The following is a 13,095-nucleotide window of genomic DNA, read 5'->3' on the forward strand; positions in this document are numbered from 1 at the left end:
GATGCCTATATTTAAAAAAATTGTTATTCCAAAAAATAATTCTGTTCGTATGATTTTTGATGGAGTTCCTGATGGATTTGAAGCCTTTGCGCTTGCGAAATTAAGTTCAGAAATTGCACAAGGTAAACCGCTCATCTATGTTGTCCGCGACGGAACAAAAATTGTTCATTTACAACAAGTTTTAAATTTTATTGAGCCCAATTTACCCATACTTCAATTTCCTGCATGGGATTGTTTGCCTTATGATCGTGTGTCACCAGGAATTTCTGTTATGGCACGTCGATTATCAGCATTGGCACACATAGCAAATTTACGTAAAGATCCGCATCCTGCAATTATATTAACAACAGCAAATGCGATTATGCAAAAGTTACCTCCTCGTGAAATGATAGAAGCTCAGCTTATTCACGCACGTGTTGGCCAGCGCAATAACATGGGAAATCTTATTCAGTTTTTAGAAACCAATGGTTTTGAACGCGTTACGGTTGTCCGTGATGTTGGTGAGTTTGCTGTAAGAGGAGGAATACTTGATATCTTTTCTCCCATGGATGTTGAACCTTTACGTCTTGATTTTTTTGGAGATACCCTAGAAAGTATCCGCATATTTGATCCAGAAAGTCAAAGGACAACAGGCCAAAAAACTGAACTTTTATTACAGGCAATGAGTGAGGTTGTTCTCACACCAGAACGCATAAGCCGTTTTAAGAGCAATTATACCCGTACATTTGGTGTATCACAAAAAAATAACATGCTTTATGAAGCAATTGCTCAAGGTCGGCGTTTTGCCGGTATGGAACATTGGCTTCCATTTTTTTATGAAAACCTTGATAGTTTTTTTGACCATTGTGGCAACTTACCGATAGTTTTTGAGCATCTCATAGAAGAAGCCTTCATTGAACGCTATCGTCTTATTGAGGACTATTATAACGCGCGCAAAGAGCGCGAAAATGATGAAAAAAATTCTACTTCTTATCATCCAATAGATCCTAGTCTTTTTTATTTAACGCCAGAGCGTGTTTTGGAAAGTGTGCAACAATCTTCACAGCGTATTGATTTTTCGCCTTTTAATATTCCACAAAGTTCGGAAAAAACTGTTATTCACACCAATGTTAAACAGGGATATGATTTTGTAAAAGAGCGTAATGCGCAGGAAAAAAATGTTTTTTCAAGTGTTATTGATCATATCGCATCTTTACGCACTGCTGGTAAAAAAGTGCTTTTAGCGTGTTGGAGTGAAGGATCTCTCAATCGTTTGTTACAAGTTCTCGATGAGCATGGATTGAAAAAAATAGATGTTGCAAAATCCTTGCAAACTGTCAAAGCAACACCACGAGATCGCATATTAGCAGCTGTTATCATGATAGAACATGGTTTTGAGGCTGAAGATTTGGCTGTTATAGCAGAGCAAGATATCCTTGGCGATCGTTTTATAAGATCGCCAAAGCGGCGTAAAAATAATACAAATTTTATTTCTGAAATTTCTGCTTTAAATTCTGGTGATATTATTGTGCATATCGACCACGGTATTGGCCAATTTGTTGGTCTTAAAACCATCAAAACCACTGGAATTTTACGAGATTGCCTTGAAATTAGATATGCTGGAGGTGATTTACTCTTTTTACCTGTTGAAAATATTGAGCTTCTCTCACGTTATGGCTCAGAAGGAACAGAGGTAACTTTAGATAAATTAGGGGGTGTTGCTTGGCAAGCACGTAAAGCTCGGCTTAAAAAACATTTATTGGAAATGGCAGGGCAATTAATTCGTATAGCTGCAGAACGTATAACTCGTGCTGCGCCTGCTTTACTTCCACCAGTTGGACCATTTGATGAGTTTGTTGCTTGCTTTCCCTATGAAGAAACGGAAGATCAAATGAATGCAATTGATGCTGTTTTAGACGATTTAGCCTCAGGAAAGCCTATGGATCGCTTGATATGCGGTGATGTTGGTTTTGGAAAAACCGAAGTAGCCATTCGAAGTGCTTTTGTCGCAGCATTAAATGGATATCAGGTTGCTGTTGTTGTACCGACAACTTTGCTTTCACGTCAACATTACAAGACATTTATTTCGCGGTTTCAAGGATTACCGGTTAAAATTGGACATGCTTCAAGGCTTGTAAAAGCAAAAGAACTTGCACAAGTAAAAAAAGGTGTTTCAGATGGTACAATCGATATTGTCATTGGAACCCATGCATTGTTAAGTGGTGCAGTTAATTTTTTACGATTAGGCCTTCTCATCATTGATGAGGAGCAGCATTTTGGTGTCAAACACAAAGAGCGTTTAAAAGAGCTTAAAAGTGATATTCATGTTCTCACACTTTCAGCAACTCCCATACCACGCACTTTAGGGTTAGCATTATCCGGTGTACGTGAACTTTCATTGATAACAACGCCCCCCATTGATAGAATGGCCGTTCGTACTTTTATTTCACCCTTTGATGCACTTGTTATACGAGAGACCCTGCTTCGAGAATATTATCGTGGCGGACAAAGTTTCTATATTTGTCCTCGTATTTCTGATCTGACTTTTGTAGAAGAATATCTCAAAACACATGTGCCAGAACTGAAATTCGTTGTGGCTCATGGACAAATGCCGGCTGGACAACTTGATGATATCATGAATGCATTTTATGATGGGCAATATGATGTTTTGCTATCGACAACCATTATTGAATCTGGTCTTGATATTCCAACAGCCAATACCCTAATTGTGCATCGCGCTGAGATGTTTGGTCTTTCTGCACTCTATCAGTTACGAGGGAGGGTAGGGCGCTCAAAACAACGTGCTTATGCACTCTTTACATTTCCTGCTGGTAAAGTTTTAACAGCTGCTGCTGATCGTCGTCTTAAAGTTTTACAATCTCTTGACACCTTGGGGGCTGGTTTTCAATTGGCAAGCCATGACATGGATATCCGTGGTTCAGGCAATTTTTTAGGTGAAGAGCAATCGGGGCATATTAAAGAAGTTGGATTTGAACTCTATCAAAAAATGCTTGAAGAAGCTGTTGCTGAATTAAAAGATGGAGAGCTAAATGAAGATAAGCAATGGTCTCCTCAAATTTCACTTGGTACAACAGTGATGATACCAGAAAGTTTCGTGCCTGACTTGCCATTACGTATGGGGCTTTATCGTCGTTTAACAGAACTTGATGATTTAGAACAAATTGATGAATTTGCAGCGGAGTTAATTGATCGCTTTGGTCCTTTACCGCTTGAAGTTCAACACCTTCTTAAAGTCTTTTATATCAAAACATTGTGTCGAAAAGCGCATGTAGAAAAATTGGATACTGGACCAAAGGGGATTGTTATACAGTTTCGCAATAATTATTTTGCAAATAGTGTTGCTCTTGTTCAGTGGGTTGGAAAACAAGGTTCGATGGCAAAAATTCGACCAGATCAAAGTATCGCTCTTATTCGTGATTGGTCCACAGCGGATGAAAGGCTTGTTGGAGCAGCGAATATTATGACACAGCTTGTCGAAATGGCAGAACAACATTCTGGTTAAAAACTTCTTTGTTGTTTCAGAATTGTTACTCGTTTTTATAAAATTATTATATAAAAACAAATAGTTATTAATTTTTTATAAGAATAAAATTTAAGTTTATAATAAAAGAACTTCTTACATATTCATTTTGCGTTCTTCATCATAAGACATATTGATATAATGAAGAAAATAGCTTAGACGGTGTAACCGCAATAAATAGAACGTGCATATAAGTATCTTCTCTAAAAAGCAAAAACTTAAGCCAAGATAACATGCTTTCTTCATTACAAAAGTTACTAACGATAGTTTTTACTCCCTGTAATGTATGGCATAAAAACGCTCACGCTGATTTATCTTCTAAGGAACAATACCAACATTAAAAAACAAAAGAAAGAATACTAAAGATAGCATATAATTTATTGAAGATAAGTATTTATCATTTAGATATTTTGGGAAAAAATTTTCTAAAGCAGAATACTATAAGCGTTTGCAGAAACGAAATAAGTTTTTAAAAGAACTGAAAAATCTGAAGAATAAATATTATAATCTTGGTTCGAAATTACAGGATCTATTTGAAAAAATAAAAATTTATCTCTAGGGTAGATATAGCGAGAGAGTACGAAGTAGGAGAATACGAAGAAAAGCTGAATTATTTAATAAATGGAAAATTATCCTCATATTTATTATTAGTTGCAAAGTTTTAGTGGATATATTGCAGAGTGATATAGGTGCTATTTTACGCAAAGATTTTGATTGGAAAGATAAAGATTTTTATTGAGTAAAAGACGCAATTAATTCGATAAGCCCCAGTTTCTAGCAATATAAAAGAATTGCTAACAGAAGGCTCTTAATAGCTATGAAAAACAAACATTTGATGATGTAAAAGATAAATTATTATTATAAATTAATATGTTGTTATATTTTAAGGAAGTTTATTATAAATAAAATATTTTCAACAGTTATAAATTTTCTCTCTAAGAAAATATGTTTTTTAATTAAGAAAAAAGCACTTCTTTAGTAGCGTATTTTTAAATTAAACTTTTTGGTTAGGAGCTGTAAAATATAAAACTTTTATTACAAAAATGTATCGCCATTGTTTTGTAAACAAGGGCAGAAAATTGTCCATTAGGAAAAAGTTCTCTTACAATTATGCAGAAATTTTAGACAATCAGTGGTTTTAATTTATGAAATGTTTCAATAATACAGTAAATGATTTTATTTTTTCGTATCATACGAATCACATAAGGAAAAAAGTAAAATTTATCTGATATTTCGGAGCTTCATGCATTACAACAGCTGTTGCTAAGGCTCCACGAACTTAACATGAAGAGTAACAAATGTAAAAAGTTTAATTAGTAAGATTTTTAGAGTAGTATAGGAGTTTATTCTAATTAATATTGCAATATTGATTCGTTTGTGTAATCTTAGCTTAAATGCACAGAGGTGTTTTATGGATAGATTGCATCAAACACCAATATGATAAAGAGGGGAATTATATGGGTGTATAAAAATTAGAATAGCTCGTCGTATTTTTTCTCTAAATTTGATTTTTTTTTTTATATTGAAGTAAAAATAGTAAAATTAAGTGTTATTTCATTATAATTTAATAAATTTAAGTTGGAATTATATTTAATATTTTTTTGAAGTTACTTAAGAGCGCGTTGAAAGGATTAACTTAATCATGTCGCATAAAAATGTTTATTCTGCTGTTTCAGTATTAGTTGGAGCCGCTGCCCTTTTTCTTATAGCTGGTATTTCTGCAAATGCGCAAACTTTATCACAAGGTTGGTACAAAGTTTGCAGTAAGCAGCATGATGTTGATATTTGTAATACAATGAATACTGTATTATCGAATACGGGACAACCTTTGACGGCTTTTAATCTTGTTGAAATAAAAGGGAAGCAAAATGAAAAACGTATAGGTATTCAAGTACCTACAGGTCGTTTTTTGCCAGAAGGTGTTCACATTAAAATTGGTGACGACTTCTCTAAAAAAATTCCTTATATTATTTGTAATGGACCAAGTTGTATTGCCAATGATGTCTTAGATGATAAGCTTATAGCAGCTATGAAAAGTGGTACAAAAATGGTTGTAACCACAGTTAATTTCCGTGGTTCAGCTAATCCTATTGAATTTTCTCTTAATGGGTTTACAGCAGCCTATACCGGTCCTGGTATGGAGGAAAAAGATTTCCAACAAGAACAAATAAAGATGCAGCAAGCCATTCAATCAAAGCAAAAAGAAATTGAAGATCGTATGCGGGCTGAGCAAGAAAAAGCAAAGCAAAATTGATAAACCCACACCATAGAATTGGTTGAAACGTTTTCTATAATTTTTTATTTAAACCGCCACAGTTTTCTGTGGCGGTTTTTTTTAAATCTTTAATTTTTCGAAAGAATTCTACGTTTCCACCAACCAATACGTTCAGTTTTGGAAGAATTGTTAGGCGTTGATGAAACAACAACGGGTTGATTAATTGTTTCTTCAATTTTGGAAGGAGAAGTTTGGACAACTTCCTCCATCTCGATTATAGTTTCTTTCTCTAATATTTTTTGTATTTGCGTTGTCTCTTTAGAAGATGATTTTTTACGTGTTCCACGTGTTGACTTTTTACTATTTTCAAGAGTTTTATCTTCTACTTTATGAATAGATTTGTCTGCTTTTTTTGTTTTAGCTTTACGTACTGAACTAGTTTTAGGTTTTTCTTCAAGAGATTTTTGTTCTACGACATTTTGATCATTCTCTAAAGAAAGTTGATTTTCTACTACTTTTGAAGAACGTTTTTTAGGTTTAATACTTGTATCAATTTTTTTAGATTCACCCTGTTGTTGTATATCTAGAGCTTGCGTATTATTTTTTGTTTCTTCAAGTTCAAAAGATTTAGCAGGTGAAACACGATGTTTGCGGTGTGCTGCTTTAATTTCTGCTAAAGCCTGCTTAGCAAAATCTCCCACTGGTTCTGCGTAAGGAATACGAATCTGATGAAAATTATTATCTTGATTGCGTCGACCACCACGACGTCCTCGACGACGTCCTCGACGATAAGAATCATCACTCAAGGTATCTTCTTTTTTATGAACGTTGGAAAGAGAATGATCAGTAATTTCATCGTGACGATTTTTGCGCCGACGCTTTTGGTTTGTTTCAATGGGAGAAGGATTTTCAATAGATTCACTTTCTATGAAAACAGAATCTCCAATTTCTTGCTTATTAACATCTTCCAATGAAGATCGAGAAATTCTCTCTGCTATTGAGCCTTTAGAAATAACAAGATGTTGCGTTCCAATACTATCATCTGCTTCAATACTAATATTAAGCTTAAAGCGAGTTTCTAAATTAACAAGAATGTTGCGTTTATGATTTAATACATAAAGCGCTGTTGCTACAGGTGTGCGTACGATAATATTATATTGCGAATTATGAAGAAGATATTCTTCAATTGAGCGCATGACATGTAATGCAATTGATGATTCAGAACGTATATTTCCTGTTCCTGCGCAATGCGGGCAGGGCTGTGTTGTACTTTCTAAAACCGATATGCGAATACGTTGACGACTCATTTCTAAAAGGCCGAAGTGTGAAATATGACCTACTTGAATACGAGCACGATCATTTTTTAAACAATCTTTTAATTTTTTTTCGATCAGCTTTACATTGCGTTCTTCAAGCATATCAATAAAATCAATCACAATTAAACCAGCAAGGTCACGCAAGCGTAATTGACGCGCTACTTCTTCAGCAGCTTCAAGGTTAGTTTGTAAAGCTGTCTTTTCGACAGAGAATTCTTTCGTAGAGCGGCCAGAATTCACGTCAATAGCAACGAGTGCTTCTGTTTGATTAATAACAAGATAACCACCAGATTTTAAAGAAACCTGTGGTTGCAACATTTTATCAAGTTGAATTTCAATATTATTTCTTGCAAAAATGGGTGTAGGATCACGGTAAGGTTGCACAACTTTTGCATGACTTGGCATGAGCATACGCATAAAGTCTTTCGCTTCACGATATCCTTGCTCTCCAGAGACAAGAATTTCACTAATGTTCTTATTGTAAAGATCTCGTATAGAACGCTTGATGAGATTACTTTCTTCATGGACAAGGCATGGCGCCGTTGACTCGAGTGTCAAAGTGCGAATAGTATCCCATAACCGCATAAGATATTCATAATCACGTTTAATTTCAGCTTTTGTTCTATTGGCACCAGCTGTTCGTAAGATAACGCCCATACCTTTTGGAACGGCTAATTCTTTTACGATTTCTTTAAGACGCTTACGGTCTTGTACGTTCGTAATTTTTCGTGAAATACCACCACCACGTGCTGTGTTGGGCATTAGAACAGAATAACGACCTGCTAAAGACAGATATGTTGTAAGGGCAGCACCTTTATTACCACGCTCTTCTTTGATGACTTGTACCAACAAAATTTGACGTCGTTTAATGACTTCTTGAATTTTATACTGGCGCCCTTGTTTTCTTTGATAAATTGGGAGCTCTTCACGGATGTCCTCAGCACCAACCATTTCGATCTCATCATAAGAGATATCGGTATTTAATGCTTCTTCTGTATTATCAATTATTGTTGATTCAGATGTGATATCATTTTCAATATCGGCTGCTATGACATTGTTTTTTCCATTTTTTTTTGTTCTTCTGGAGCGTTTTTTATTTTTAGTTGCTTCTTCCGTAAAGGAATCTACAGAATTTTCTCCTACAGCTGCGTTTTCCTCTTCTTCAAGAAGAGCAAGGCGATCAGCAATAGGAATTTGATAATAATCAGGATGAATTTCAGAAAATGTTAAAAAACCATGTCGGTTTCCACCATATTCAACAAAAGCTGCTTGGAGAGACGGTTCTACACGCGTAATACGTGCGAGATAAATATTCCCCTTGAGCTGTTTTCTATGTTCTGATTCAAAATCAAGTTCTTCAATTTTGTTGCCGTGAACAACAACAACACGTGTTTCCTCCGGATGGGAGGCATCTATAAGCATTTTGTTTGACATAAGCTAATATCCTGAAGGCGACATGCACAATTTTATTCAAACGAACGCTATAACTATTCGTAAATATAAAAGGCTGTCTGCCATAAAAGGGAGATACCAGAAAAACAGGACGGAACACCACGTGCAAAGGCATGACTGCATTTACACCATTTCTCATCATTATCTCCATCTGTTTTTTATGACTCATATTTCTTAAAAGTCTCCGGTAAAATAATCTTTAAAACAGTTCGGATATCCGAACCAACGAATCTTAAGTAATGCAATCCTAATGTTATAACATAGAATTTTTTCATCCATAAACAAAGTCTCAATGCATAATAGGCAAAAAACCTCTAAAGACAACTTAATATGAGTTACAGATAATTTAGATGACTATTATCAGCTAGGAAGCATAAATATTCTTTTATGTTGATATCATGCGTTTGGCAAGTAACAATGTAAATCATGTATAATGATAATGTCTTTAATGACCTTAATTTCGTTTTTGGGTGTTTATTTAGCTTTTATTGAAAAATAGAGAATAAATTGGTGTATCGTTTTTATATAACCAAGATAAGTTATTCAAATGTAATGTAGAGTATTTTGCTTATGATAAGAGTTTTCTTTACCAAAAAGCTGAAAATAGCTTATGGGAATGTTATTGTGCTTGTCACATACCTTTTATTATTATTTTTGCTATTCCAAACCAGTGTTCAAGCCGCAGATCCTCTGAAACTTATTAATTTTCGAACCATTGGTGATAGTGTTCATACGCGTATTATTGCGGTTTTCAATTCAAAACCAAATGTTCGTTTACAGATTTTGGACAGGCCAGCACGGTTGGTGATCAATTTACCTACAATTGACTTTTCGATGCAAAATACGCCTTTAAAGAAACAGAATACATTATCCGTTATGCTTTCAGATGTGCGTTATGCTTTTTCTGACATGCAGACTTCACGCATTATTTTGACAAGTAAAACGGCCTTTGTAATTGAAAAAAGTGTCGTAAAAAAATTAAATAATGGTTTATGGCAGTTGCTGATTGATATTCGTAAAACTACACTAGAAAAATTTGATGAAATATTAAAAAAACAGCAAAAAACCAATTTTGATACAAAAACGCAGTTAATGCCAGCATATAATTTCCGTGTTGTTCTTGATCCTGGTCATGGTGGTATTGATGGCGGTGCACGGGGTGTTACTGGAATTTTAGAAAAAGATGTGACTTTAGACTTTGCGCGTGCATTGCGAGACGAATTACAAAAGGATTCTCATATTACTGTTGCTTTAACACGAGATTCCAATATTTTTTTAAGACTAAGTGAAAGAGTTAAAAAAGCGCAAGAGTTCGATGCTGATCTTTTTATATCTATTCACGCAGATACGATTGATCTACATTCTCTTCGCGGTGCCACAGTGTACACCATATCAGACAAAGCCTCTGATGCCATTGCAAAATCTTTAGCTGAAAATGAAAATAAAGTTGATTTGCTGGATGGTTTACCTGCAGATGAAACGCTTGAAGTTACAGATATATTGATGGATCTTACACGACGTGAAACACATACATTTTCGGTTAATTTTGCAAATAGTGTTATTTCAAGTTTATCAAAGAATCATATTAACTTGATTAATAATCCACATCGGTATGCTAATTTTCAAGTTTTAAGAGCTTCAGATATACCCTCCGTCTTGATAGAGATAGGTTATTTATCCAATAAAGAGGACGAAAAGTTATTAAATGATCCTCATTGGAGAAAACAAATGGCAGCCTCTATTGCTCATTCTATTCGTCAATTTGCTCATTATAGGCAGAAAATGATACAGCCTCTTTAAATTTGTGAGAAAATAGAGTATCAATATGGGGTTCTAGTATACCCTAGTATAAATAAAAGATAGAAAACAATTTCTCTTGATCTCAATCTTGTGGTGATATCCGCTTGGTGTGTTTGAAGTAACGTATTTTTTCTTTGATTAATTCTTAAGAAAGCGATAGCCGTTTTTATGATGATTTTTTTAAGATATCTTCTTCGTTTTTTTGTTGCTATTGGACTTTGTGGAGCAATAACGTGGGGTGTTGTGACCAGTGGTCAAGCAAATGCACTCCCTGATTATGAAGTTCTTTCACTTTATGAACCGCCGGTAATGACCCGCGTTCATGCTTCTGATGGCCGTCTTATGGCAGAGTTTGCAACAAAACATCGCCTCTATTTACCGATTCAATCAATACCAAAGCTTGTTATAAATGCTTTTATTTCGGCTGAAGACAAAAACTTTTATCATCATTTTGGTTTAGATCCCGAAGGACTTTCTCGAGCTTTGATCAATAATATTCGTAATATTGGTTCTGGAAGACGTCCAGAGGGTGCATCAACTATAACGCAACAAGTCGCTAAAAACTTTCTTTTAAGTTCAGAAACAACGTTAGAGCGTAAATTTAAGGAAGCTATTTTAGCAATGCGTATTGAGAAAACTTATTCAAAGGATCATATTCTCGAACTTTATCTCAATGAAATTTATCTGGGTCGTGGTACTTATGGTATAGCAGCTGCTTCTTTGACCTATTTCAATAAATCCGTCAATGATCTGACGCTAGAACAATGTGCTTATTTGGCTGCTCTTCCAAAAGGGCCAGCAAATTATGATCCATTTAAGAATACACAACGTGCTATTGATCGGCGCAATTGGGTTATAGATCGGATGATTGCAAATGGATATGTAACGCGTGAACAAGGTGAAAAAGCGAAAGCTAAACCTTTAGGAGCGACAATACGTGGGAGTGATAGCTATGTTTTTGCGGCTGATTATTTTACTGAAGAAGTGCGACGTCGTTTAATACATCGCTATGGGGCTAAGACACTTTATGAAGGTGGGCTTTCCATTCGTACAACGCTTGATCCGCATTTACAACTTATTGCGCGACGTGCTTTGCACGCTGGATTAATTAAATTTGATCATTTGCAAGGATGGCGTGGAGCTTATGCGCATATCGATGAAAAAGGTGATTGGGGGATAGAACTTGCAAATATCACGGGGCTCAGTGATGTTCCTGAATGGCGTTTAGCTGTTGTTCTTTCTACTAATCCCAATAAAGTAGAGATTGGTTTACAGCCACAGCGTGAAGCTTCGGGTATATTATCAAAAAAACGGGAAATTGCTGTTTTATCTGAATCTGATTCAAAATGGGCCCTCCATGTTGTAAAAGAAAACGGTTATCGAAAAACTGTTCAGAACTTATCTCATGTTCTGCAAGTTGGAGATGTGATTTTTGTTGAAAAACTATCCAATGCAAACAACACTTATCGTTTACAACAAATTCCAAAGGTTGAAGGTGCGATTGTTGCTATGGAACCTCATACAGGGCGCGTTCTTGCTATGGTGGGAGGATTTTCTTTTGCTGCATCTGAATTCAATCGTGCAACCCAAGCTTATCGCCAACCGGGGTCTGCTTTTAAGCCTTTTGTTTATGCAGCAGCCCTTGATAACGGGTATACACCAGCATCTGTTGTTTTAGATGGCCCCATTGAAGTTCGTCAATATAATGGTGAAGTTTGGCAACCCAAAAATTATGGTGGTACCTTTGCAGGACCTTCAACGTTGCGTTATGGTATTGAGCGTTCTCGTAATCTTATGACAATACGGCTTGCCAATGATATGGGAATGCCTCTTGTCGCTGAATATGCAGAACGCTTTGGCATAGTGGACAAATTGCAGCCTTATCTTCCCATGGCTTTAGGGGCTGGTGAAACAACAGTATTACGAATGGTTACAGCTTATTCAGTTATTGCCAATGGGGGACGCTCTATTAAGCCTTCTCTGATAGACAGAATTCAAGATCGTTATGGAAAGACAATTTATCGTCATGATGATCGTATTTGTGAAAATTGTAATACGCCTTCATGGAATAATCAACGTGAACCCACATTGATTGATGAAAGAGATCAAGTTCTTGACCCTATGACGGCTTATCAAATTACCTCGATGATGGAAGGGGTTGTTCAGCGTGGTACTGCAGCACGTTTACGTTATCTTAATCGACATATTGCGGCTAAAACAGGAACAACCAATGACTCTAAGGATGTCTGGTTTATGGGATTTACTCCTGACATTGTCGTTGGTATTTTTGTCGGTTATGATCAACCAGCTCCGTTAGGATATAATGGAACAGGAAGTTCATTAGCTGCACCTATTTTTGGTGATTTTATGGCAGATGCTCTTAAAGGAAAGCCAGATGTTCCCTTTAAGATGCCAAAGGGCATGATTTTAATGCCAATTAATCGGAAAACAGGAATGCTTGCCGAAAGAGGAGATCAAGATGTTATTATAGAAGCATTTAAACCAGGGACTGGTCCTGCTGATATATATCAAGTTATTGGGAGTACAAATTCTTTTCAAGAAGGTGTTCCTGCAGTAACTACTTCTCCACAAGTCAATAAAGCCCTTGAAAGTGGGACAGGTGGGCTGTATTAATCAACAAAATCTCCTTTCGCCATGAGTCTATAGTTTTTATTTTTTTACAGTGTCGGTCCTGTAAATAGAATGATAAGTCCGTGCTATTTCCTCACAGCAGCTATCAGATTTGTATAAAATTCTAGAGACATAACCAGAAAGAGTGTTAAAAAATACGG

At 35.7% G+C, this 13,095-nt stretch carries 5 protein-coding genes; 4 read left to right on the forward strand and 1 reads right to left on the reverse strand.

The window, feature by feature from the left end:
- The first annotated feature begins 1 nt into the window (after position 1).
- Both mfd and ACFIKJ_RS03865 read left to right on the forward strand, forming a co-directional pair.
- Entirely contained in the window at positions 2-3,502 is a 3,501-nt protein-coding gene (mfd, locus tag ACFIKJ_RS03860; RefSeq protein WP_375670270.1) for a transcription-repair coupling factor, read from the forward strand.
- A 1,660-nt stretch (positions 3,503-5,162) separates the two neighbouring features.
- Positions 5,163-5,774 (forward strand): invasion associated locus B family protein, encoded by a 612-nt coding sequence (locus ACFIKJ_RS03865; protein ID WP_375627298.1) that lies wholly within the window; start codon positions 5,163-5,165, stop codon positions 5,772-5,774.
- 89 nt (positions 5,775-5,863) lie between these two features.
- Here the strand turns inward: ACFIKJ_RS03865 and ACFIKJ_RS03870 are convergent, their stop codons facing one another.
- Positions 5,864-8,485: an Rne/Rng family ribonuclease gene (locus ACFIKJ_RS03870; protein WP_375670271.1), complete on the reverse strand. Its 2,622-nt coding sequence runs from the start codon at positions 8,483-8,485 to the stop codon at positions 5,864-5,866.
- A 588-nt stretch (positions 8,486-9,073) separates the two neighbouring features.
- Here ACFIKJ_RS03870 and ACFIKJ_RS03875 point away from each other — a divergent pair.
- Together ACFIKJ_RS03875 and ACFIKJ_RS03880 are read left to right on the forward strand one after the other, a co-directional pair.
- Entirely contained in the window at positions 9,074-10,303 is a 1,230-nt protein-coding gene (locus ACFIKJ_RS03875; RefSeq protein ID WP_375670272.1) for an N-acetylmuramoyl-L-alanine amidase, read from the forward strand.
- Positions 10,304-10,471: 168 nt separating this feature from the next.
- Complete coding sequence (locus ACFIKJ_RS03880; protein ID WP_375627295.1) at positions 10,472-12,937, forward strand: penicillin-binding protein 1A; 2,466 nt, start codon at positions 10,472-10,474, stop codon at positions 12,935-12,937.
- Positions 12,938-13,095: the final 158 nt, after the last annotated feature.

This window comes from Bartonella sp. PS7NMGDW (assembly GCF_042193585.1).
Classification (GTDB): Bacteria; Pseudomonadota; Alphaproteobacteria; order Rhizobiales; family Rhizobiaceae; genus Bartonella; species Bartonella grahamii.

Excerpts from the sequence above, each read along its gene's own strand:
- ACFIKJ_RS03875 (WP_375670272.1), top strand. The coding sequence starts at position 9,074 with ATGATAAGAGTTTTCTTTACCAAAAAGCTGAAAATAGCTTATGGGAAT.
- mfd (WP_375670270.1), top strand. The coding sequence starts at position 2 with ATGCCTATATTTAAAAAAATTGTTATTCCAAAAAATAATTCTGTTCGT.
- ACFIKJ_RS03880 (WP_375627295.1), top strand. The coding sequence starts at position 10,472 with ATGATGATTTTTTTAAGATATCTTCTTCGTTTTTTTGTTGCTATTGGA.
- ACFIKJ_RS03865 (WP_375627298.1), top strand. The coding sequence starts at position 5,163 with ATGTCGCATAAAAATGTTTATTCTGCTGTTTCAGTATTAGTTGGAGCC.
- ACFIKJ_RS03870 (WP_375670271.1), bottom strand. The coding sequence starts at position 8,485 with ATGTCAAACAAAATGCTTATAGATGCCTCCCATCCGGAGGAAACACGT.